General features: G+C 71.5%; 20 protein-coding genes and 1 pseudogene. 13 read left to right on the plus strand and 8 right to left on the minus strand.

All coding sequences use genetic code 11. From position 1 onward, the window contains the following. Positions 1-134: 134 nt before the first annotated feature. The 7 genes from IE242_RS30750 to IE242_RS30780 all read right to left on the minus strand — a co-directional run bounded on the left by IE242_RS30750 (position 135) and on the right by IE242_RS30780 (position 7131). A complete protein-coding gene (locus tag IE242_RS30750) occupies positions 135-905 on the minus strand; it encodes a helix-turn-helix domain-containing protein (protein ID WP_189865127.1) in 771 nt (256 codons plus the stop codon). Positions 906-1025: 120 nt separating this feature from the next. Continuing rightward, a complete protein-coding gene (locus IE242_RS30755) occupies positions 1026-2015 on the minus strand; it encodes a zinc-dependent alcohol dehydrogenase family protein (protein WP_189865130.1) in 990 nt (329 codons plus the stop codon). Further along, on the minus strand, positions 2012-2902 hold the full coding sequence (locus IE242_RS30760) for a carbohydrate ABC transporter permease (RefSeq protein ID WP_229859656.1): 891 nt from the start codon (positions 2900-2902) through the stop codon (positions 2012-2014). Before IE242_RS30760 ends, IE242_RS30755 begins: the two co-directional genes overlap by 4 nt. Further along, positions 2902-3843, minus strand: a complete 942-nt coding sequence (locus IE242_RS30765; protein ID WP_189865131.1) for a carbohydrate ABC transporter permease — start codon at positions 3841-3843, stop codon at positions 2902-2904. The genes IE242_RS30760 and IE242_RS30765 overlap by 1 nt, the downstream gene beginning before the upstream one ends. Further along, the gene (locus IE242_RS30770; protein WP_189865132.1) at positions 3843-5210 is read right to left on the minus strand and encodes an ABC transporter substrate-binding protein; all 1368 of its coding nucleotides are present in this window, start codon (positions 5208-5210) and stop codon (positions 3843-3845) included. Before IE242_RS30770 ends, IE242_RS30765 begins: the two co-directional genes overlap by 1 nt. A 100-nt stretch (positions 5211-5310) precedes the next feature. Beyond that, a complete protein-coding gene (locus IE242_RS30775) occupies positions 5311-6081 on the minus strand; it encodes a DeoR/GlpR family DNA-binding transcription regulator (RefSeq protein WP_189865134.1) in 771 nt (256 codons plus the stop codon). A gap of 240 nt (positions 6082-6321) precedes the next feature. Beyond that, positions 6322-7131 (minus strand): NAD-dependent epimerase/dehydratase family protein, encoded by an 810-nt coding sequence (locus IE242_RS30780; protein WP_189865136.1) that lies wholly within the window; start codon positions 7129-7131, stop codon positions 6322-6324. A gap of 300 nt (positions 7132-7431) precedes the next feature. On the opposite strand from IE242_RS30780, the gene IE242_RS30785 reads away from it, so the two are divergent. Both IE242_RS30785 and IE242_RS30790 read left to right on the plus strand, forming a co-directional pair. Continuing rightward, the gene (locus IE242_RS30785; protein ID WP_189865138.1) at positions 7432-8376 is read left to right on the plus strand and encodes a 5-dehydro-4-deoxyglucarate dehydratase; all 945 of its coding nucleotides are present in this window, start codon (positions 7432-7434) and stop codon (positions 8374-8376) included. Then, the gene (locus IE242_RS30790) at positions 8373-9542 is read left to right on the plus strand and encodes a hypothetical protein (protein ID WP_189865139.1); all 1170 of its coding nucleotides are present in this window, start codon (positions 8373-8375) and stop codon (positions 9540-9542) included. Before IE242_RS30785 ends, IE242_RS30790 begins: the two co-directional genes overlap by 4 nt. Here IE242_RS30790 and IE242_RS30795 read toward each other — a convergent pair. After that, positions 9539-10774 (minus strand): MFS transporter, encoded by a 1236-nt coding sequence (locus IE242_RS30795; RefSeq protein ID WP_189865141.1) that lies wholly within the window; start codon positions 10772-10774, stop codon positions 9539-9541. The two genes, IE242_RS30790 and IE242_RS30795, sit on opposite strands and share 4 nt — an antisense overlap. A gap of 176 nt (positions 10775-10950) precedes the next feature. Here IE242_RS30795 and IE242_RS30800 point away from each other — a divergent pair, with 176 nt between their 5' ends. The 11 genes and pseudogenes from IE242_RS30800 to IE242_RS30850 all read left to right on the plus strand — a co-directional run. Continuing rightward, positions 10951-11700, plus strand: coding sequence for an MBL fold metallo-hydrolase (locus IE242_RS30800; RefSeq protein WP_189865143.1), 750 nt, complete (start codon positions 10951-10953; stop codon positions 11698-11700). Between the two features lie 223 nt (positions 11701-11923). Further along, complete coding sequence (locus IE242_RS30805) at positions 11924-12580, plus strand: GntR family transcriptional regulator (protein WP_189865145.1); 657 nt, start codon at positions 11924-11926, stop codon at positions 12578-12580. After that, positions 12577-13488: a dihydrodipicolinate synthase family protein gene (locus IE242_RS30810; protein ID WP_189865146.1), complete on the plus strand. Its 912-nt coding sequence runs from the start codon at positions 12577-12579 to the stop codon at positions 13486-13488. Before IE242_RS30805 ends, IE242_RS30810 begins: the two co-directional genes overlap by 4 nt. Then, entirely contained in the window at positions 13485-15227 is a 1743-nt protein-coding gene (gene araD / locus IE242_RS30815) for an L-arabinonate dehydratase (protein WP_189865148.1), read from the plus strand. Before IE242_RS30810 ends, araD begins: the two co-directional genes overlap by 4 nt. Before the next feature lie 156 nt (positions 15228-15383). Next, entirely contained in the window at positions 15384-16319 is a 936-nt protein-coding gene (locus IE242_RS30820; RefSeq protein WP_189865150.1) for a carbohydrate ABC transporter permease, read from the plus strand. After that, complete coding sequence (locus IE242_RS30825; RefSeq protein ID WP_189865152.1) at positions 16316-17218, plus strand: carbohydrate ABC transporter permease; 903 nt, start codon at positions 16316-16318, stop codon at positions 17216-17218. The genes IE242_RS30820 and IE242_RS30825 overlap by 4 nt, the downstream gene beginning before the upstream one ends. An 8-nt stretch (positions 17219-17226) precedes the next feature. Continuing rightward, positions 17227-18621, plus strand: coding sequence for a pectate lyase family protein (locus IE242_RS30830; RefSeq protein WP_189865154.1), 1395 nt, complete (start codon positions 17227-17229; stop codon positions 18619-18621). After that, complete coding sequence (locus IE242_RS30835; protein ID WP_189865156.1) at positions 18618-19787, plus strand: Gfo/Idh/MocA family protein; 1170 nt, start codon at positions 18618-18620, stop codon at positions 19785-19787. Before IE242_RS30830 ends, IE242_RS30835 begins: the two co-directional genes overlap by 4 nt. Beyond that, a complete protein-coding gene (locus tag IE242_RS30840; RefSeq protein WP_189865158.1) occupies positions 19784-20626 on the plus strand; it encodes a DUF6807 domain-containing protein in 843 nt (280 codons plus the stop codon). The genes IE242_RS30835 and IE242_RS30840 overlap by 4 nt, the downstream gene beginning before the upstream one ends. Then, positions 20623-22194, plus strand: a complete 1572-nt coding sequence (locus tag IE242_RS30845) for a glycoside hydrolase family 43 protein (RefSeq protein ID WP_189865160.1) — start codon at positions 20623-20625, stop codon at positions 22192-22194. Before IE242_RS30840 ends, IE242_RS30845 begins: the two co-directional genes overlap by 4 nt. Positions 22195-22239: 45 nt before the next feature. After that, positions 22240-23307 (plus strand): annotated as a pseudogene (locus tag IE242_RS30850) (pectate lyase family protein); the annotation flags it as partial. Positions 23308-23382: the final 75 nt, after the last annotated feature.

Raw genomic sequence — 23382 nt, forward strand, 5'->3', positions numbered from 1 at the left:
TTCGTACTCCACTGTCCGGCAAGTCAGTTAGGTAAGGCTTGCCTTCCGTGGACTCTAAGTGAGGGTGAACCGTGTCGCAATCGATTCTTTGGGACAGCTGTTGTAGAGATCGGGACAAGCGGCGATGTGTGACCCTAGGCGCGGAACATCCCCGGAGTGAGTCCGGTCGTACGCCGGAACGCCACGCCGAAGGCGCTCGCCGACCGGTAGCCGACCTGCTCCGCGACGGTCTCGACGTCCCAGCCCCGGGTGAGCAGCGCGACCGCGTGCTGCGCGCGGACCGTCGCGATCCAGCGCGCGAAACTGGTGCCCGTCTCGGCGTTGAACGCGCGCGTGATCGTGCGGGAACTGACGCCGAGCTCCGACGCCCAGTCCGCCAGCGTCCGCTGGTCGCCGGGGTTCTCGCGCACCGCCTCGGCGATCGGGCGCAGCAGTGCGGACGTGGGCGCGTGCACGAGCAGTTCGCGGGGCGACGGCTCCAGCACGTCGAGCACCATGGCCTCGGTCGTCGCCCGTGAGGCGGGGGAGAGGCCGGGGTCGCCGAGCCGTTCCAGCAGCAGCCGCAGCAGCGGGGTCATCTCCACGGCCACGGGGGTGTCGGAGATGGAGGTCGTGGTGGCGTAGCCGAAGAAGCTCGCGCGCATCCGGGTGCCGGCGACCGCCGAACCGGAGTGCAGCGTGCCCGCGGGCATCCACAGCCCCAGCGCGGGCGTGACCGTCCAGACACGTGCGCCGACCACGGCCGTGGACGCGCCGCGCTCGTTCCAGAGCAGCTCGTGGAACGGGTGGGAGTGGTCGTTCCAGGTGGTGTCGCGGGCGAAGACCTCGCCATAGCCGAGGATGGTGAAGGGCGTGTCCACCGCGTCCGGCGCGAGCACGGGGAGGGAGCGGGTCTCACGGGTCATGCGCGCCCCGTGACCGGAATCGGGAGCGGGGCCGGGGTGGGGGACGAGTCGCATGCCCCCACCCTAGAAGTCCCTGGTCAACTGGTCAGCTGATCAGCTGGTCAGCTGCAAGAGTCCTGATCAAGGGACGACCACGATCTTCCTGCCGACCCCGGACGCGAACTGCTCCAGCGCCTGCGGGTACCGCTCCAGCGGCAGCCGGTCGCTGATGAAGACCTCCGGGTCCAGGACCCCGTTCGCGAACAGCTCCGCCGCGCGTTCGTAGCTGTGCAGGACCGCCATGGAGCCCGTGATAGTGATCTCCTGGTTGTAGATGCGGTACGGGTCGATCTCCACGCGGGTCGCGTAGTCGGCGACGCCGAACTGGAGAAACGTACCCGCCTTCGCCACCCGGCCCAGCCCGTCCTGGATCGCCGCCGCGTTGCCGGTGGCGTCGATGACCAGGTCCCAGCCCTGGGGACGGTCGAGTTCGTCGGGGGTGGCGGCGGAGGCCGAGACGCCGAGCTGCTGGGCTGTGGCGAGGCGGGCCGGGTTCAGGTCCACCACGTCCACGCTCGCCGCGCCCGTGCGTTTGGCGAGCTCCAGCATCATCAGGCCCATCGTGCCGGAGCCGTAGATCAGGACGTGGGCGCCGAGACGGGACTGGAGGACGTCGTAGCCGCGGACCGCGCAGGACAGGGGCTCGATCAGGGCGGCGTCCTGGGTGCGGACGTGGTCGGGGAGTTTCACGCAGTTCGCCACCGGGGCCACGGCGTACTGGGCCGCGCCACCCGCCGTGGTCACCCCGATCGCCGCCCACCGCTCGCACAGGTTGTTGTGGCCCGTACGGCAGTAGCGGCACTCGTGGCAGTACAGGGACGGGTCCACCGCCACCCGGTCGCCGACCGCCACCTCGGTGACCTGGGTGCCCACCCCGACGACCTCGCCCGCGAACTCGTGCCCGGGAACGATGGGCAGCTTGGGCGCGAACTCGCCCTGGAGGATGTGGAGATCCGTGCCGCACAGGCCGCAGGCGGCGACCTCGACGACGACCTCGCGCGGCCCTGGCGTCGGGTCCGGGACCTCGGCGACGACGGCCTTCCCCACGGACTCGATGACGGCGGCCTTCATTTCACGGCTCCCAACGACAGGCCCTGGACCAGCTTGTCCTGGGCGGCGAACCCCGCGGCGAGCACCGGCAGGGAGATGACGAGCGACGCGGCGCACACCTTCGCCAGGAACAGGCCCTGGCTGGTGATGAAGCCGGTCAGGAAGACGGGGGCGGTCTCGGCGACCACACCCGTGAGCACCCGGGCGAAGAGCAGTTCGTTCCAGCTGAAGATGAAGCAGATCAGGGCGGTGGCGGCGATGCCCGGGGCGGCTATGGGGGCCACCACGCGCGCGAGGACCGTCGGCAGACGGGCGCCGTCGAGCTGGGCCGCCTCGATGACCGCGACCGGGACCTCCGCCAGGAAGGAGTGCATCATCCAGACGGCGATCGGCAGGTTCATCGACGTGTAGAGGACGACCAGCAGCCAGATGTTGTCCAGCAGGTCCGTGTTCTTGGCGAAGAGGTAGATCGGCAGCAGGCCCGCCACCACCGGCAGCATCTTCGTGGAGAGGAAGAAGAACAGGACGTCCGTCCACTTCCGCACCGGGCGGATCGACAGCGCGTACGCCGCCGGCAGGGCCAGGACGAGGACCAGGAGCGTCGAGGCCAGGGATGCCACCGTCGAGTTGATCAGCGCCGGCCAGGGGCTCGCGCCGCCCCCCACGCCGAAGAACTCGCGGTAGCCGTCCAGGGTGAGGGCGGCCGTGAAGGAGGGCGGGTTGGTCGCCGCGTCGGCCTCCGAGTGGAACGACGTCAGCGCCATCCAGGCGATGGGCAGGAAGAACAGCAGTCCGGCCAGCCAGGCGGCCACGCCCAGGCCGGCGCTCCTCCATCGGCGGGTGCGTCCCGTCCGGTGATCTCCGGGAACGCGGATCGCGGAGTTCGCGGTGTTCGCAGTGGCGCTCATCAGCGCGACACCTCCTCGCGGAACAGCGACGACACCACGCGCAGCGCGAACGTCGCGATGATGATCGATCCGATGACGACGAGGACGCCCGCGGCGGAGGCGAGACCGTTCTCGTGGGCCTGGTAGAAGGTCTGGTAGACGGTGTAGGGGAGGTTCGCGGTGCCGAGGCCGCCCGAGGTGAGGGTGAAGACGGCGTCGAAGTTCTGAACGATGTAGATCGAGCCGAGCAGGGCGCCGAGTTCGAGGTAGCGGCGCAGATGCGGCAGCGTGAGGTGACGGAAGATCTGCCAGTCGCTCGCGCCGTCCACGCGGGCCGCCTCGATCTGCTGGTGGTCGCGGCTCTGCAGCCCGGCCAGCAGGATCAGCATCATGAACGGCGTCCACTGCCAGATCAGCGAGGCCTCCACCGCGAGCAGCGGCATCTCGGAGAGCCAGTCCGGCTGTGGGCCGCCCACATAGTGCAGCAACCCGTTGAAGAGGCCGTACTCGGGGTTGAAGAGCACATGTTTCCAGAGCAGGGCCGCCGCCACCGGGACCACCAGGAAAGGCGCGATCAGCAGGGTGCGGACCACACCCCGGCCCCGGAACCTCCGGTCCAGGAGGAGAGCGAGGAGCAGTCCCAGGACCAGGCTGACCAGGACGACCGTGACGGTCAGCACGATCGTCGTCCACACCGAGCGGCGCAGGTCGGGATCGGTGAGGACCTCCCCGTAGTTGCTGAAGCCCGCGAAGCGCCGGGCGTCCGGGTAGAGGGAGTTCCAGTCCAGGAAGGAGATCACCAGCGTCGCCACGAACGGCAGCTGGGTGACGACGATCATGAAGATCAGGGCGGGCAGCAGCGGGGCCCGGGTGGCCCAGGCGCGCAGCCGGGTGGAGGGCGGCCGGCCGGCGGCGGGAGCGGGTGGCGCGGCGGCGGCCGGGGGTGTCGTAATGGCGGTCATCAGCGTCCCTCGTATTCCTCGGAGACCTGCTCGGCGAGTTCCTGGGACTTGTCCAGGGCCGTCTCGACGGACTGGCGCCCGGCGACGGCCGCGCTGATCTCCAGGGCGACCTTGGTGCCGAGGTCGGTGAACTCGGGGATGCCGACGAACTGGATGCCGGGCGCCGGCCGCGGCTGCACCCCCGGATCGGTGGGCCGGGCCGCCTCGATGGCCTCACGGGTCATCTCCTGGAAGGCGGCGGCCTCCTCGCGATAGGCGGGGTTCTGGTACGTCGACGCCCGTTTGCCCGCCGGGACGTTGGACCAGCCGAACTCCTCCCCGACCAGCTCCTCGTACTCCTTGCTCGACGCCCAGGAGACGAACTCCCACGCCTTGTCGGTGTTCCGGGAGGCGTTCTGGATGCCCCACGCCCAGGTGTAGAGCCAGCCGGAGGACTCCGTCCTCTCGACCGGCGCCGGTACGTAGCCGATCTTGCCCTTGACGGGGGACTTGTCCGCCTCCAGGGATCCGGCCGCCGATGTGGCGTCGTACCACATGGCGACCTTGCCCTGCGTCATGTTGTTCAGGCACTCGGCGAAGCCCGCCTGGGCGGCGCCGGACTCGCCGTGGGAGCGGACCAGGTCGACATAGAACTTGGTCGCCTTCTCGAACTCGGGGGAGTCGAGCCGTGCCGTCCAGTCCTGGTCGAACCAGGTGCCGCCGAAGGTGTTCACCACCGTGGTGAGGGGCGCCATCACCTCGCCCCAGCCGGGCAGGCCGCGCAGGCAGATGCCCTTCATGTCCCCTTCGGCGCCGTCGGCCTGCGCGGCGAGGTCGGCGACCTGCTGCCAGGTGGGGCGCTCGGGCATGGTGAGGCCCTGCTCCTCGAACACGTCCTTGCGGTACATCAGGAAGGACGACTCGCCGTAGAAGGGCTGCCCGTACGTCTTCCCGTCGTCGCCGGTCAGCGACTGGCGCATGGGTGCGAGGATGTCCTGCTCGTCGAAGTCCCGGTCCTCGGCGACATAGTCGTCCATCGCGCGCAGCCAGCCGTTGCGGGCGTAGATCGGGATCTCGTAGTTGCTCAAGGTGGCGACGTCGTACTGGCCCGCCTGGTTGGCGAAGTCCTGGCTGATCTTGTCGCGGACGTCGTTCTCCGGCAGGACGGTGAAGTTCACCTTGATGCCGGTCTCCGCGGTGAAGTGGGCGCGGGTGAGCTTCTGCAACTCCACCATCTGCGGGTTGTTCACCATGAGGACGTTGATGGCGTCGCCACCCGAACCCGCCCCGCCGGCTCCGGTCCAGCAGCCGGAGAGCAGCGGGGCGAGCAGCGTCCCTGCGGCGGCCGCGGCTATCGCGCGTGGCCTCCGTCGGCTCGGGGTTCGCATGGATCGCTCCTGGACGTATGGGGATATAAAGGGTGCATCTGGGGTCAGTGAGGGGTGCGTCCGGCCCGTGCGGGGGCAGTGGGCCGAGGGGAAAGCGGGCTCAGACCCGGAGGACCTGCGGGCCGAGCATCGAGTAGCGGTGGGCCTCGGACGCGGGCAGCAGGGTGCTGGTGACGATCGTGTCCAGGGCGCCGGCATCGGCGAAGCGGCAGAAACTGACCGCTCCGAACTTGGTGTGCACCCCGGCGAAGACGGTGCGCCGCGCGGCCCGGATCGCCTGCGCCTTGACCTCGCTGACGGCCGGGTCGGGGGTGGTGAGGCCGTGCTCGCGGGTGATGCCGTTGGCGCCGATGTACGCGAGGTCGATGACGAAGCCGGACAGCATCTTCGTCGTCCAGTGGTCGACGGTCGCGAGGGTGCCCGGGCGCACCCGTCCCCCGAGCAGCAGCACGGAGACGGTGCCGGCCTCGGCGAGCGCGCCCGCGACCGGCAGGGACGCGGTGACCACGGTCAGCGGCCGGTCCCGGGGCAGGGCCTCGGCGATGAGCTGCGGGGTGAAGCCCTCGTCGACGAAGACGGTCTCGGCGTCACCGAGCAGGTCGGCCGCGGCGGCCGCGATCCGCCGCTTCTCGGGGACGTGGCTGGTGGCGCGGAAGGCGAGCGTCGTCTCGAACCCGGCGCTCTCCACGGGGTAGGCCCCGCCGTGGGTACGGCGGACGAGACCGTGGTCCTCCAGGGCGCGCAGATCACGCCGTACGGTCTCTTTGGCGACGCCCAGTTCGGCGGCGAGCGCGGTGACGTCGACGGACCCCGTACGGCGGGCGGCCGTGACGATGGCGCGCTGACGTTCTTCCGCACTCATGGCCGACACCCGCTCTCCCTTGAACTGTCGCTGCCCGTTCGGGCCCGATGGAGCCCCTGGGGGAAGTTCTACAGGCGGTGTGCGTCGCTGACCAGGTCTGTTGCGCGCCCGATGGTGCCCGTCCGTGCCCGTTTCGCGGGCCGGCCGCCCGTGTCGGACCTGGGCGGAAGGTGGGATCGGGCAGGGCGTGTGCCCGAACACGACTGCGGGCGGGCCCGTTCGGTGCCCGCCCGCTCGATGCGAGGTGTGTCAGTACGGCCAGATCGGCGGGTCGTTCACGAAGTGCCCGCCGAGGGCGGCGTGCGCCGGGTTGTCCGGGTCGAGCTCGCCCTGCTCGGCGATCAGCTTCTCGGCGTACGGCTCGGAGTCGTCCTGGGGCTCGTAGCCCAGTGCGCGGGCGCTGGTGAGGTCCCACCACAGGCGGGTGTTGGCGGAGGAGCCGTGGACGACGGTGTGCTGTACGCCGTCCGCCGTCAGGGCCGCGTGGAAGAGGCGGGCGCCGTCGGCCGGGCTCATCCACACCGACAGCATGCGGACGCTGGTGGGCTCGGGGAAGCAGGAGCCGATGCGCACCGAGACCGTCTCGATGCCGTGCCGGTCCCAGTAGAGCTGGGCGAGGTCCTCGCCGAAGCACTTCGACAGGCCGTAGAAGGTGTCGGGGCGGCGCGGGGTGTCGACGGGGATGAGGGGGTCGTCGCCCTGGGGCCGCGGGGTGTAACCGACCGCGTGGTTGGAGGAGGCGAAGACGATGCGCCGCACGCCCTCCTCGCGGGCCGCCTCGTACAGGTTGTACGTGCCCTCGATGTTCGCCTTCAGGATCTTCTCGAAGGGGGCTTCCAGGGAGATGCCCGCGAGGTGGATGATCGCGTCGGCACCGCGGACGGCCTCGCGCAGGGCGTCCCGGTCGGCGAGGTCCGCGACGATCGCGTCCGGTGCGCCGTCGACGGGGCGCATGTCGAGGAGGCGCAGCTCGTAGCCGTACTCCGGGAGCAGCTCCCGCATCAGGGTGCCGAGTCCGCCGGCGGCGCCGGTGAGCAGAACGGTGCGGGGAGCGGGCATCCTCGGGTCTCCTTGGGGCGGCAGGCCGTGGGCGTGTCATGACGGTCGTGCACGTGGATGTACGGCATTCACATGCGTGGACTGCGGAGACTAGTTAAGGATCTGCCACCTGTCGCGTCAAGTGCCGCGGGAGGATAGTGGCAGGTGCCCTCCGGAGGGGTGAATTCCGCTGCTGTGCGGCCTTGTTGGCGTGCTTGACCGGCCGCGGGGGGCGGCTTAGCTTGGTGCGCGTTCAGAAATGTAAACACCAATCAGAAGCGTGCACCAGTGCGTGCGCATGAACCTGCCCAGGGAGAGCCCGTGACGTCAGCCCCTCTCGCCGCCCGACTCGGCGCGCCCGGCGGGCCGCTGTTCTTCCCCGTGACGGCGTACGGCCCGGACGGCGCGCTCGACCTCGACGTCTACCGGGCGCACGTCCGCCGGGGCGTCGAGGCCGGCGCCGCCGCCGTCTTCGCCTGCTGCGGCACCGGCGAGTTCCACGCCCTCACGCCCGAGGAGTTCCAGAGTTGCGTACGGGCCGCCGTCGAGGAGACGGCGGGACGGGTGCCGGTCCTGGCGGGCGCGGGCTACGGCACCGCGCTCGCGATCCGGTACGCGCGGCTGGCCGAGGAGGCGGGCGCCGACGGACTGCTCGCCCTGCCGCCCTACCTCGTGCTCGCCGCCCAGGAGGGCCTGCTGCGGCACTACCGCGAACTGGCGGCGGCGACCTCCCTCGACGTCATCGTCTACCAGCGCGACAACGCCGTGTTCACGCCCGCGACGGTCGCCCGGCTCGCCCGCACCGACGGCATCATCGGCCTCAAGGACGGCCTCGGCGACCTGGACCTGATGCAGCGGACCGTGAGCGCCGTACGCGGCGCGGTACCCGGCGGCTTCCTGTACTTCAACGGCCTGCCGACCGCCGAGATGACCGCGCTCGCCTACCGGGGCATCGGCATCACCCTCTACTCCTCCGCCGCGTTCTGCTTCGCCCCCGAGGTCGCGGTCGCCTTCCACCGGGCGCTCGCCACGGGCGACGACGCGCGCGTGGAGCGGCTGCTCGACGGCTTCTACCGCCCGTTCGTCGAACTCCGCGCCCAGGGCCGCGGCTACGCGGTGTCGCTGGTCAAGGCGGGCGTACGGCTGCGCGGTCTCGACGTCGGCGAAGTACGCCCCCCGTTGCACGAGCCGACGGAGGATCATGTCAAGCAGCTCGCGCAGCTGATCGAGCGCGGGTACGCGCTGCTCGACGAGGAGGAACAGTGAAAGCGTCGGCGTTCGTCTACCCCTGGGACGTCAACGGGGACCCGGCGGCGGGGAAGTTCATCGCGGGGCTCGGCGTGCAACAGGTGACGCTCGCCTCCGCCTACCACTCCACGCGCGCGCTGACCCCCCGCCACCCCCGCCACCGGATCGTCACGGCCGAGCACGCCGCGGTGCTGTACCCGCCGGTGAAGGCCCGGTGGTCGGGCCGCCGGCTGCGCCCGTACCCCGCCGGGGACTGGGCGCCCGGCGACGCGTTCGGCATGGCGGCGGCGGTTCTGGCGAATGCCGGTCTCGAGGTGCACACCTGGGTGGTGCTCGCCCACAGCTCCCGCCTGGGCGCCGAGCACCCGGAGACCTCCGTGGTCAACGCCTACGGCGACCGCTATCCGTGGGCGCCCTGCGTCGCCCAGCCGGAGACCCGTCGGTACCTGGTGGACCTGGCGGTCGAGGCGGCGGTACGGCCGGGAGCGTCCGGCACGGAGCTGGAGTCGCTCGGCTGGTACGGGCTGGCCCACCTGCACGCCCATGACAAGACCGGTGGCGTGGGGCTCGGGGAGGCCGGGCAGTACCTGATGTCGCTGTGCTTCTGCGGGACGTGCCGGGACGGGTACGCGGGGGCGGGACTCGACCCGGACGGGCTGGCCGCGGCCGTGCGGGAGGCGCTGGAGCCCCTGTGGCGCGGAGAGGTGTCCGACGGCGGCTGGCCGCTGGTCGGGAAGCTGCTCGGCACCGAGCGCGCCGCGGGCACGCGCGCGTGGCGCGACGAGAGGGCCCGCACCCTCCAGGAGGAGACGGTCACGGCGGTACGGGCGGCCGCGCCCGAGGGCTTCCAGGTGCTGCTGCACGCGGACCCCGTGCCGTACCACTGCGGAGCCAACGCGGGCGTGGACGCCGGGCACATTCTCGGGGTGGCGGACGGTGTGGTCGTGCCCTGCACGGGCGGCCCCGGACTGCTGGCCCCGTTCGCGGAGCAGGGCCGGGAGGGTGCCGTACTGGCCGCCAACTTCACGGTGGTGTCGGGCATGGGCGGCAGCCCGGGCACCCTGGCGGCGGACGCGGCCCGCGCGGCGGAGCTCGGCGCGACCGAACTGCGGCTGTACCACGCCGGGCTGGCGTCGGACGGCGACCTGGCCGCGGTACGGGAGGCCCTGGCCGGGCTGGGCTAGTCACCGGGGCCACCGGGGCCACCGGAGCCACCGAGGCCACCGGACACCCCCTGCCGCCGGTGCCGTGCGACGAGCCACGGCACCGGCAGCAGGCAGACCACCCCCACGGCCACCAGGAGCACCCGCACGTCGACGTGTGCGACGAGCGCCGCGCCCACGGCCAGGCCGACGGCGTTCGGGGCGTACATCAGGGTGGTCGCGGTGGCCGCCGTACGACCGAGAAGGTGCCCCGGCGTCCCCCGCTGGACGGCAGTGAGCGCCGCGATCAGCACGCACGGCAGCCCCGCGCCGACGGCCGCACTGCACACCAGCGCCACCGCGTCGTGCGGGCCGGCGCGCAGCGCCACGGCGCAGGCGGTGAGCGCGATGCCGTACGCGGCGAAACGGCACTCCCCGAGCCGGCGCAGCAGCGGCCCCGTGACCAGCCCGACCGTCACCGACCCGGCGCCCTGGGCGACGTACAGCACACCCGTGTACGCGGGGGAGCGGCCCAACCGGTCCACCACCGCGTAGATCAGCGCCCCGTTGACGCCCGCGCACAGCATCGTCGCGCCCGCGCACAGCACCAGCAGGCGCAGCATGGGCCGCGCCCACATGTGGCGGGCACCCTCGGCGGCGCGCTCCCGCCAGACCCCCTCGGGCGGTACGGGAACGGGCTCCCGCATCCGCAGGAGGGTCAGCAGCGCCGCCGCGACGGCGAACGTGACCGCGGCCGGCAGTGCCACCCACGGGCCGCCGTACGCCGCATACAGACCGGCTCCCGTCAGGGGCGCCAGCAGCTTCATGCCCTCGTTGGCGGTCATCCGCAGCCCGTTGTAGTCCCCGAGCAGGGTCGGGCCGACGACCGACGTCAGCAGGGCCGACTCCGCCGCGTCCTGGACGACGCCCACGGCGCCGTACACCAGCAGCACCGCGAGCAGAAGCCCGACGCCGGCCGGAGAGTCCACGGCGAGCAGGGCGAGGACGAGGGCCGCGAGGCCCAGGTTCGTCCCGATCAGCAGCGGGCGGCGGCGCACCCGGTCCGCGAGGGTGCCGAGCAGGGGGCCGGCGAGGGTGGGTGCCCACAGGGCGAACAGGCACAGCGCGGCCAGTGCGTTCGAGCCGGTGAGATCCTTCGTCCAGATGCCCGCCACCAGGCCCAGGGCGGAGGAGCCGAAGCCCGACACCACCACCGCGGCCAGGTACAGGCCCGCGTCGCGGTCCTTGAGGACGCGCGTCAACGTCCATGTCATGGGAGGTGAGCGTGGTGCTAAGGCCCTCCCGTAGGGATCGGGCGGATGCCCGATACGGCGGCGGCGCGCGGGGCGGGCGACGGGTTCGGCCATAAGGCGCCGGTCCCGTCCGGGGACGGCGGGCGGAGCCGGGCGACCCACGTACGGGGCGCCCCGGGGCCCCGTACGCTCCCCTCATGGCCCTCGATCTCACCGTTCTCGGCACCGCCTCGCCGCACCCCGGGCCGGGTCACCCGTGCTCCGGTTATCTGCTGCGCGGCGGGGGCGCTCACGTGTGGGTGGACGCCGGGTTCGGGACCTTCGCCGCGTTGCAGCGGCACATGGACCCGAGACGGCTCACGGCGATCTGGATCTCCCATCTGCACGCGGACCACAGCGCGGATCTGCTGGCGGCCGCCTACGCGTACGCGTACGGCGGACTCGACCTGCCCGCGCCGCTGCCCGTGTACGCGCCGGGTGACTGCGGGCAGCGGATCGCGCGGTTCCTCGGGCGGCCGGACCCGGGCTTCCTGAGCGGCATCCTCGATTTCCGGCCGTTGTGCGACGGCCACACGGTGCGGCACGGGGACCTCCGCCTCACCGCGCGCGCCGTCCACCACGACACCGAGGCGTACGGGCTGCGCGCCGAGTGCGGGGGGCGTGTCCTCGCCTACTCCGGCGACAGCGGACCGTGCCCGGCGCTCACCGAACTCGCCGACGGCGCCGACCTGTTCCTGTGCGAGGCCGACGTCGACCGGCATGGCGAAGGCGAACGGCCCGTGCACCTCACGCCGGAGGACGCGGGCGCGTACGCCAAGGGCGCGGACAGACTCCTGGTCACCCATGTCGGACCCACGCTCACCCGGGAGTCGGCGACCGGGCGGGCCGCCGCGGCCTTCGGCGGACCGACCGGGTCCGCTCGCGAGGGCGAGACCGTGACCGTCTGAGGGCGGCATGCCCGGCGGCCCCGGACGCCAACGTAGTAAGCGCTTTCAAGTCGCTGGCACTTTCTTTGTCAGAAGCATTGACGAAACACAGAGCCACTTCTAACTTCATCGCGTCGTACTTCGTACGTCATATATGAGACGCGATACGCGAGATCAGATACGCGAGCCCCGCACCGGTGACGGTCGTGGTTCCGTGCTGTCTCCGTGACTCCGAGAGGCCCGTATGACCTCTGTGCCGACGCCGATCCCCTCCAGGACGCAGTACGTGCTGGAGGGGATCAAACACCGCATCCTCACCGGGCAGTTGACCCCGGGGCAGGCCCTGGTCGAGACCGAGCTCGCCGCCCAGTTCGGGGTGTCCAAGACGCCCGTGCGCGAGGCGCTCAAGACCCTGGCCGGCACCGGGCTCGTCGTGATGAGCCAGTACAAGGGCGTCACGGTGCGCATGGTGGACGCGGACATGGCGCGCGAGGTCTACGACGTGCGGCTGCTGCTGGAGCCGGAGGCCCTGCGGCGGGCCGTGCGCCGCGGCGCCTCCCTGGAGGCGGCCCGGGACGCGCTCGCCCGCTCCGACCGGGCGGCCGACACCGCGGAGAGATCCCTGGCCAACCGTGAGTTCCACAGAGCGCTGTACCTGTGCTGCGGCAACCCGCTGCTCGGCCGGCTGCTCGACCAGGTCCGCGATCAGGCGGCGCTGGTCTCCGCGGTCGCCTGGGCCGCGGACCCCTCCTGGGAGCGGGAGGCCGAGGAGCACCGCGAGATCCTGCGGCTCGCGCTCGACGGCGACGCCGACGGAGCCGCCGCCGCGCTGCACGGGCACATCGCGTCGTTCGTCCATCGGGCCTTTCCGGAGGTCCGGGAAGAGGAAGGTCATCAATGAGCAGCGTGACGTTCGAGACCGGGCGGACGGCCCTGGCCGACGTGGTGGCGATCCCGGTGACTCCGTTCGCCGAGGACGGCACCGTCGACCGGGACGTGTACCGGGCGCTGCTGCGTCGGCTGCTCGACGGCGGGATCACCACCGTCACGCCCAACGGCAACACCGGTGAGTTCTACGCGCTGACCCCCGAGGAGCGCCGCCTCGTCACCGAGCTGACCATGGAGGAGGCCGGTGACCGGGCCGTCGTCCTCGTCGGTGTCGGGCACGACGTCCCCACCGCGGTCGCCTCCGCGCGGCACGCCCGCGAGGTCGGCGCGCAGATGGTGATGGTCCACCAGCCCGTCCACCCGTACGTCTCCGACGGCGGCTGGGTCGACTACCACCGGGCGGTCGCCGAGGCCGTGCCCGAGCTGGGCGTCGTGCCCTACGTCCGCAACCCGCTGCTGCCGGGCGCCCGGCTCGCCGAACTCGCCGACGCCTGCCCCAACGTCATCGGCGTCAAGTACGCCGTCCCGGACGCCGCGCGCTTCGCCGGGTTCGCCCGCGACGCCGGTCTGGACCGCTTCGTGTGGGTGGCCGGGCTCGCGGAGCCGTACGCGCCCTCGTACTTCTCGGCGGGCGCCACCGGCTTCACCTCCGGGCTCGTGAACGTCGCCCCGTCCGTCTCGCTGAACATGATTGAAGCGCTTCGATCGGGCGACTACCCGGCCGCCATGAAGGTCTGGGAGCAGATCCGCCGCTTCGAGGAGCTGCGCGCCGCCAACGGCTCCGCCAACAACGTCACCGTGGTCAAGGAGGCCCTCGCCTCGCTCGGCCTGTGCCGCCGTGACGTCCGCGCGCCCAGCAAGCCGCTGCCCGAGGACGAGCGGGCCACGGTCGCCGCCATCGCCGCCGGGTGGTCGCTGTGACGGACCCTCAGGAGCAGCAGAAGAAGCCGGAGGAGCTCCGCAGCCACCAGTGGTACGGCACCGACGGGCTCCGTTCCTTCAGCCACCGCGCCCGCACCCGCCAGCTCGGCTATCTGCCCGAGGAGCACCTCGGCAAGCCGGTTATCGCGATCCTCAACACCTGGTCGGACATCAACCCCTGTCACGTCCACCTCCGCGACCGGGCCCAGGCGGTCAAGCGCGGGGTGTGGCAGGCCGGCGGGTTCCCGCTGGAGTTTCCGGTGTCGACGCTGAGCGAGACGTACCAGAAGCCCACCCCGATGCTCTACCGCAACATGCTCGCGATGGAGACCGAGGAGCTGCTGCGCAGCTACCCCGTGGACGGGGCCGTGCTGATGGGCGGCTGCGACAAGTCCACGCCCGCGCTGCTCATGGGCGCGGCCAGCGTCGACCTGCCGACCGTGTTCGTGCCCGCCGGGCCCATGTTGCCGGGCCACTGGCGCAACGAGGTCCTCGGGTCCGGCACCGACATGTGGAAGTACTGGGACGACAAGCGTGCCGGGCTCATCGGCGACTGCGAGATGGCCGAACTGGAGAACGGGCTCGCCCGTTCGCCCGGCCACTGCATGACCATGGGCACCGCGTCCACGCTCACCGCCGCCGCCGAGGCGCTCGGGGTGACGGTGCCGGGCGCGTCCAGCATCCCGGCCGTGGACTCCGGGCACGACCGGATGGCCGCGAAGAGCGGGATGCGGATCGTGGAGCTGGTGCGCAAGGACCGGAAGCTGTCGGAGATCCTGACGCGGGAGGCGTTCGAGGACGCCGTCATGACCGTGCTCGGGCTCGGCGGGTCCACCAACGCCGTGATCCATCTGATCGCCATGGCGGGCCGGGCCGGCGTCCGGCTCACGCTCGACGACTTCGACCGGATCGCCCGGACCGTGCCGGTGCTGGCGAACGTCCGGCCGGGCGGCCAGACGTACCTGATGGAGGACTTCCACTTCGCGGGCGGGCTCCCCGGGTTCCTGTCCCGGATCACCGACCTCCTGCACCTGGACCGGCCGACCGTCTCGTACGACACGATGCGCGAGCAGCTCGAGGGCGCGCTCGTGCACAACGACGACGTCATCCGCGCCCGGGAGAACCCGGTCGCGAACGAGGGCGGGGTCGCCGTCCTGCGCGGCAACCTCTGCCCGGACGGCGCCGTCATCAAGCACATCGCCGCCGAGCCGCACCTGCTCAAGCACACCGGTCCCGCGGTCGTCTTCGACGACTACAGGACGATGCAGCGGACCATCAACGACCCGGAGCTCGGCATCACCGCCGACACCGTGCTCGTGCTGCGGAACTCCGGTCCGAAGGGCGGTCCGGGCATGCCCGAGTACGGGATGCTGCCCATCCCCGACCACCTGCTGAAGCAGGGCGTGCGGGACATGGTGCGGATCTCCGACGCCCGGATGAGCGGCACGAGTTACGGCGCGTGCGTGCTGCACGTGGCGCCCGAGAGCTACATCGGCGGGCCCCTCGCGCTGGTGCGGACGGGGGACACCATCACCCTGGACGTCGAGGCGCGCACCCTGCACCTGAACGTGGACGACGAGGAGCTTCAGCGGCGCAGGGCCGCCTGGACGCCTCCGCCCGAGCGGTACGAGCGCGGCTACGGCGCGCTCTACAACGAACAGATCACCCAGGCCGACACCGGCTGCGACTTCGCCTTCCTGGCCCGGCCGGGCAAGGTACCGGACCCGTACGCCGGGTGAGCGCGCCGAGGGGCCGTCCCCGATGCGGCGACGGCCCCGGACACCCTCTGTGAAAGCGCTTACCGCCGGTACTGCCAAGACCGAGCACCCGCACCTGCCAAGACCGAGCACCCGCACCACCGGCTCGACCCGCAACCCCGAGAACGGAGAACAGTCATGGCCCAAGCCGCAGCCGTGGCGAAATCGCCCGCGCCACCCCGGCGGCGCCGCGGATCGGCCACGCCGCGCAGGCTCCCGTACCTGCTGATCGCGCCGGCGGCCCTGCTGATGCTCGGCTTCATCGCCTATCCCGTCATCAGCGTCTTCTACTACAGCCTGCAGAACTACAACCCGACCAAGCCATGGCGGAACGGCTTCGCGGGCTTCGACAACTTCGTCCACGCGTTCACCGAGGACCCGCTGTTCTGGGACACCCTCGTCTTCAGCGCCAAGTGGGTCGTCGTCGAGGTCGGCCTGCAGCTGCTGTTCGGTCTGGCGCTGGCGCTGATCGTCAACCAGACCTTCGTGGGCCGCGCCCTCGGCCGCGCGCTCGTCTTCTCGCCCTGGGCCGTCTCCGGCGTGCTCACCTCCGCGATCTGGGTGCTGCTCTACAACTCCCAGACGGGTATCACCCGCTACCTCGCGGACATGGGCATCGGCTCGTACGGCACCAGCTGGCTGTCGGACACCTCGACCGTCTTCTCGGCCGCCGTCGTCGCCGACCTGTGGCGCGGCGTGCCCTTCTTCGCGATCCTCATCCTCGCCGACCTCCAGTCCGTCTCGAAGGACCTGTACGAGGCCGCCGAGGTCGACGGAGCCAGCCGGATCCAGCAGTTCTTCCACATCACGCTGCCGCACCTGAAGGACGCGATCATCCTGTCCACGCTGCTGCGCGCCGTGTGGGAGTTCAACAACGTCGACCTGCTCTACACCCTCACCGGCGGCGGACCCGCGGGCGAGACGACGACACTCCCGCTGTACATCGCCAACACCAGCGTCGACGCCCACAACTTCGGCTACGCGTCCGCCCTGACGACCGTGGCGTTCGTGATCCTGCTCTTCTGCTCGATCGTCTACCTGCGGCTGAGCAAGTTCGGAGGCGACAACAAGTGACCACCAACGCCGTCGAGAGGACCCGTCCGGTCGCTCCCGCCCCCGCCGCCGAGGAACCGCCGCAGCGCCCGAAGAAGGCCCAGCGCGCCTGGGACGAGGTCCCGCGCTGGCAGATCTACCTGCCGCTGGGGATCTACCTCGTCTTCACGCTCGTCCCCTTCTACTGGATCCTGCTGTTCTCGCTGCGCCCGGCCGGCTCGACCTCGCTCGTGCCCTGGCCGATCACCTTCGAGCACTTCGAGAAGGTGTGGACCGAGCGGAGCTTCGGCACCTACTTCGAGAACAGCGTGTACGTCGGCATCGCCACCCTGGTGATGACCACGGTCGTCGCCCTTGCCGGGGGCTACGCCCTCGCCCGCTTCGACTTCAAGATCAAGCGCGGGTTCATGCTGGCGCTGCTGTGCTCGCAGTTCGTGCCGGGTGCGCTGCTGCTGGTGCCGCTGTTCCAGATCTTCGCCGAGCTCCAGATGATCAACTCGCTGGGCAGCGTCATCATCGCCGAGACGGTCTTCCAGCTGCCGCTGTCGATGATCCTCCTCAGCAACTTCATCAAGAACGTGCCGTACTCCCTGGAGGAGGCGGCCTGGGTCGACGGCTGCAACCGGTTCAAGGCGTTCGTCGTGGTGGTGCTGCCCCTGCTGCGGCCCGGTCTGATCGCCGTCGGCTCATTCGCCTTCGTGCACTCCTGGAACCACTTCCTGTTCGCGCTGATGTTCCTCAGCAACCAGGAGAAGCAGACCATCCCCGTCGGCCTGAACACCCTGCTCAGCGCCGACAGCGTCGACCTGGGCGCGCTCGCCGCGGGCGGCATCATCGCCGCCGTCCCCGTGGTGATCGTGTTCGCCTTCATCCAGAAGTGGCTGATCACCGGCTTCAGCGCCGGGGCGGTGAAGGGGTGAGACAAGGGATGAGAGCAGGTACGAGAGCAGGCCTGGGAGCACGGAAGAGAGCCGTTCGGATCGGTGCCGTGGCCGGCGTGCTGGGTCTGCTGCTCGGCACCCCGGCCGGGGCGGAGACCCGCGCCCCCGGTACCGACGCCGCTTCGGCCGGGGCAGGCACCGCCCCGGCCGCGGCCGGCACCCGCGACATCAGCCGCGAGACGCTCGCCGACGGTGACGGCTGGGCCGCCGCCGACGGTGGAACCACGGGGGGTTCCGCCGCCGACGACGCCCACGTCTTCACCGTGCGGACCCGCGCCGAACTCGTCCGCGCCCTCGACGGCGGCAGCGACACCCCGAAGATCATCAAGATCGCGGGCGCCATCGACGCCAACACCTCCGACACCGGCCGCCGCCTCGACTGCGAGGACTACGCGACCGACGGCTACGACCTGAAGAAGTACCTCGCCGCGTACGACCCGCGCACCTGGGGCTCCGCCAAGCCGAGCGGGGAGCAGGAGGAGGCCCGGCAGGCGTCGGCCGCGCGCCAGGCCGAGCGGGTCGAGCTGCGGGTCGGGTCCAACACCACCATCGTCGGCGTCGGCGACAAGGCCGTCCTCAAGGGCGCCAGCCTCCAGGTGCGGGACGCGGACAATGTCATCATCCGCAACATAGAGGTCCGCGACGCCTACGACTGCTTCCCAGTGTGGCAGCCCAACACAGGCGGCCTCGGCGACTGGAAGACCGCGTACGACACCATCTGGCTGCGCGGCGCCACCCATGTGTGGATCGACCACGTCACCGCCTTCGACAAGGGGCACCTCGACGAGGACGAGCCCACGTACTACGGCCGCAACTTCCTCCGCCACGACGGTCTGCTGGACATCACCAACGCCTCCGACCTGGTCACCGTCTCCTGGAGCCGGTTCGCCGACCACGACAAGGCGATGCTGATCGGCAACGGCGACACCGCCACCGGCGACCGCGGCAAGCTGCGCGTCACCCTGCACCACAACGAGTTCGAGGGCGTCGTGCAACGCGCGCCGCGCGTCCGGTTCGGGCAGGTGCACCTCTACAACAACCGTTACGTCGTCCCCGAGGACGCCCACGACTACCGCTACTCGCTCGGCATCTCCACCGAGTCCGCGGTCTACGCCGAGAACAACGCCTTCATCACCCCCGGCCACGTCGAGGCCGCCGACCTGGTGAAGAGCTGGAACGGCACGGCCCTGCATCAGACGGGCACGCTCTTCAACGGCTACCCCGTCGACCTGCTGACCATCTACAACGCGTACAACTCCGGCAGCGAACGCGACCTCACGGCCGACGTCGGCTGGACGCCCACGCTGCACGGCGAGATCGACAGCGCCCGGCAGGCGGACCGCGAGGTCGCCCGGAACGCGGGCGCCGGGAGGATCCGATGACCGCGCACACCACCCCGTTGCCCGTGGTCCTCGCCGGCGCCCGCGGCCACGGCCACTGGCACCTGGCGAACATCCGCCGCCTGGCGGAGCAGGGCCTCGTACGGCTCGCCGGGATCTGCGAGCTGACGCCGCTGACCGCCGAGGAGCTGGGCGACGGCCTCGGCACGCCCGAGCAGTCGTCCGACTTCGGCGCCCTGCTCGACTCGACCGGCGCGGCGATCGCCGTGATCTGCACGCCCATCCCCACCCACACCGACCTGGCGCTGACCGCCGCCGAGCGGGGCGTGCACCTGCTGCTGGAGAAGCCGCCGGCGCCGTCGTACGCCGAGTTCCGGCGGATGGCGGACGGGGTCGCGGCGGCCGGGGTGGTCTGCCAGATCGGCTTCCAGTCGCTGGGCTCGCACGCCGTGCCCGCGATCCGGCGGATGGTCGCCGAGGGCGCGCTCGGCGAGATCACCGGGGTCGGCGGGGCCGGGGCGTGGGCCCGTGACGAGGCGTACTTCCGGCGGGCGCCCTGGGCGGGCAAGCGCCGCATGGACGGCGTCGACGTGGTCGACGGGGCGCTGACGAACCCCCTGGCGCACGCCGTCGCCACCGCCCTCGCGCTCGACGGGTCCGTCCACGCGGAGGACGTCACCGGCATCGAGACCGAACTGCTGCGCGCCAACGCCATCGAGTCCGACGACACCTCCTGCGTACGGATCACCACCGCGGCCGGCGGCCGGATCACCGTCGCCGCCACCCTGTGCGCCGAGCAGCCCGGCGAGCCGTACGTCCTCGTGCACGGCACCAGCGGCCGGATCACCTTCTGGTACAAACAGGACCGCGTCCTCGTCCAGCGCGCCGGACACGGCCCCGAGGAGTTCGAGTACGGCCGCACGGACCTGCTGGAGAACCTCGTCGCGCACCTCACCGACGGCGCCGAACTGCTCGTCCCGCCCGCCGCGACCGGCGCCTTCATGAAGGTCGTGGAGGCGATCCGGACGGCCCCCGACCCGGGCGCGCTGCCGGAGGAGGCCTGGCGGTTCGAGCCGGCCGAGTCGGGGGAGACGCGCCGGATCGTCCCCGGCATCGACTCCCTGGTGGCCGAGGCCGCCGACACCCTCGCCCTCTACTCCGAGCTGGGCGCCGCCTGGGCGCTCGCGAAGAAGGTGAGCACCTCATGACAAGCGATCCCCTCGTCCTGCGGGTCGCGGGCCGCCCGGTCGCCCGTTACACCACCCGGCCCGAGCTGCCGCCCAAGTCCTCACCGCGCCCCTACCTGCACCCGGTCACCACCCTCGCGGGCACCGCCGTCACCGAGCTGGCGCCCGCGGACCACCTGCACCACCTCGGCGTCGGTGTCGCCGTTCCCGACGTCGAGGGGCACAACTTCTGGGGCGGGCGCACCTTCGTCCGTGGCCAGGGCCCCACCGAGCTCGACAACCACGGCACCCAGCGGCACCTGTCCTTCCAGCTGAGCGACCCCGACGGCTTCGTGGAGGAACTGTCCTGGACGGCCGCGGGCGGCGAGCTGCTGCGGGAGCGCCGGACCGTCGCGGCCACCGAACTCACCGGCGCCGCCTGGGCGCTGGACTTCACGTTCTCGCTCACCAACACCACCGACGGCCCGCTGACGATCGGCAGCCCGGCCACCAACGGGCGCCCCGGCGCGGCGTACGGCGGCTTCTTCTGGCGGGCCCGCAAGGAGGAGGCGGCGCCGCTCGTGTTCACCCCCGGCAGGGAGGGCGAGGCGGAGGTGCACGGCACCCGCGCCGACTGGCTCGCCCTCGCGGGCTCGGACTGGACCCTCGTGTTCAGCGGGGCGACCGACGAGACCCGCGAGGACCCGTGGTTCGTCCGGGCCGAGGAGTACCCGGGCGTCGGCTCGTCCCTCGCCCACGAGGAGCGGCTGCCGATCGAGCCGGGCGACACCCTCGTACGGCGGATCGTGACCGTCGTCGCCGACGGCGTCCTCGACCGGAGCGAGGCGGCGGCGCTGGTACGGAAGGCGGTGAACGCATGAGCGTGTCCTCGCCCCTCGAGGGCTCGGCCGCCTTCAGCGCCGATCTCGGCGACGGCACCTACCGCAACCCGGTCCTCGACGCCGACTGGTCCGACCCGGACGTCGTGCGCGTCGGTGACGACTTCTACCTGACGGCCTCCAGTTTCGGCCGTGTTCCGGGACTGCCCCTCCTGCACTCCCGCGATCTGGTCAACTGGACGCTCGTCGGGCACGCGCTCGACCGGCTGGAGCCCGCGGCCGAGTTCCGCGTCCCACGGCACGACTGCGGGGTGTGGGCACCCTCGCTGCGCCACCACGACGACCGATTCTGGATCTTCTGGGGCGATCCGGATCACGGTATCTTCCAGATCAACGCACCGGAGATCCGCGGCCCGTGGACCCGGCCGCACCTGCTCAAGGCGGGCAAGGGGCTGATCGACGCCTGCCCGCTGTGGGACGAGGAGACCGGCGAGGCCTATCTTGTGCACGCCTGGGCCAAGTCCCGCTCCGGGATCAAGAACCGCCTGACCGGGCACCGGATGCGCCCGGACGGCACCGAACTGCTCGACGAGGGCAAGGTGATCGTGGACGCGGACCGCATCCCGGGCTGGTTCACGCTCGAAGGGCCGAAGCTGTACCGGCACGACGGCTGGTTCTGGATCCTCGCGCCCGCCGGGGGAGTGGAGACCGGCTGGCAGGGCGCCTTCCGCTCGCGGGAGTTCTTCGGGCCGTACGAGGAGCGGGTCGTCCTGGAGCAGGGCGACACCGACGTCAACGGCCCCCACCAGGGCGGCTGGGTGCGCACGGCGGCCGGCGAGGACTGGTTCCTGCACTTCCAGCAGCGGGGCGCGTACGGGCGGGTGGTGCATCTCCAGCCGATGCGCTGGGACGGTGACGGGGGCTGGCCGGTGATGGGCGACGACGGCACCCCGGTGACCGTCCACCGCAAGCCCGCCCTGCCCCCGCAGCCCCCCGCCGCACCCGCCACCGACGACGGCTTCCCCGGCGGTCGGTACGGCCGTCAGTGGCAGTGGACCGCCAACCCGGAGGACGGCTGGGCCACCCGGCACTCGGCCGACGGACTGCGCCTGACCTGCGTACGGACCGCCGACGCACACGACCCGCGCAAGCTGCCGAACGTGCTCACCCAGCGGCTGCCCGGCATCCCGGCCACCGTCGAGGTGGAGCTGGAGCTGAACAGCGAGGAGCCGGGCGCGAAGGCCGGTCTCGTCGTCCTCGGTGACGCGTTCTCCTGGATCGGACTGGAGCGGGGCGACGACGGGACCGTACGGCTCGTGCACCGGTTCGGCGAGGGCGTCGCCGAGCGCGAGAGGGACGCCGCGCCCGCGCAGCCGGCCCCCGAGGGGCGGGCCCGGCTGCGGATCGACACCGGCGCCGGGGCGCGCTGCCGCTTCTCGTACGACACCGGGGGCGGCCCGCAGGCCTCGGGACAGGTCTTCGCCGCCACGCCCTGGCGCTGGGTCGGCGCCCTGCTCGGCCTGTTCGCGGTCGCGCCCACCGGCGGGGGAGACGCCGGAGCGGCCACGTTCGGGCAGTTCCGCATCACCGCACGCACGACGACGCCCTGACGACCGTCACCTCCACTCCACCCCTGAAGCCTGTTGGGAGCCGCAATGACGCAATCGCGCAGCACGCGCCCGTCGCGCCCGGGTACGAAGCAGGGTTCCCGGCCGGGCCCCGGCCGGTCCCTGATCACGGTCACCGCGCTGGTGGCCTCGCTGGGACTCGGCGCGCTCGCCCCGGCCGACGCGGCCGAGGCCGCGGCACCCGGGAGAACCTGGAGCGACAAGGCCCACGGCTTCGCCTCGCTCGCCGGCGGCACCACGGGCGGCGCGGGCGGGAAGGTGGTGACCGTCACCGACCAGGCGTCCCTGGCGAAGTACGCGGCCGCCGAGGAGCCGTATGTCATCCGGGTCTCCGGCTCGATCGACGTCGAGCCGTTCGGCTCGGAGATCGTGGTGGCCTCGGACAAGACGATCGTCGGCGTCGGCGACACCGGCGAGATCGTGCACGGCGAGCTCAACCTGAAGTCCGGCACGAGCAACGTCATCATCCGCAACCTGACGATCCGGGACAGCTACGTCGAGGGCGACTGGGACGGCAAGACCACCGACTTCGACGCGATCCAGATGGACACCGTCGACCATGTGTGGATCGACCACAACCGGTTCGAGCACATGGGCGACGGACTGCTCGACATCCGCAAGGACAGCCGGTACGTCACCGTCTCGTACAACCAGTTCAAGAACCACAACAAGGCCGTGGGCATCGGCTGGACCACCAACGTCCGGACCGAGATCACCATCGACCACAACTGGTTCACCGGCACCAAGCAGCGCAACCCCTCCGCGGACAACTGCGCCTACGCCCACCTCTACAACAACTACCTGTCGGCCCAGGTCGTGGACGGCGACCCCACCTGGACGTACGGCAACTGGGCCCGCGGCGCGACCCGGATGGTCATCGAGAACAGCTACTACGACGGCGTCCAGCACCCGCACCAGGCCGACGCGACCGCCGAACTGGTGGAGCGCGGGTCGATCCTCAGAAACACGACCGGCCGGCACGACGAGTGGGGCACCGCCTTCGACCCGAAGGACTTCTACACCTACCGCAAGGACCCGGCCGCGGCCGTGCCCGCGCTGGTGACCCGCTTCTCCGGGCCGCAGAAGACGATCGGCGGGCGCCCCGCGCACCACTGACGCTCCCTGGTCCCGGCCCCATGTGGTCCACCCCCATGTGGTCGGCCCCCACGT

The organism is Streptomyces poonensis, assembly GCF_014650915.1.
GTDB classification, from domain to species: Bacteria; Actinomycetota; Actinomycetes; order Streptomycetales; family Streptomycetaceae; genus Streptomyces; species Streptomyces poonensis.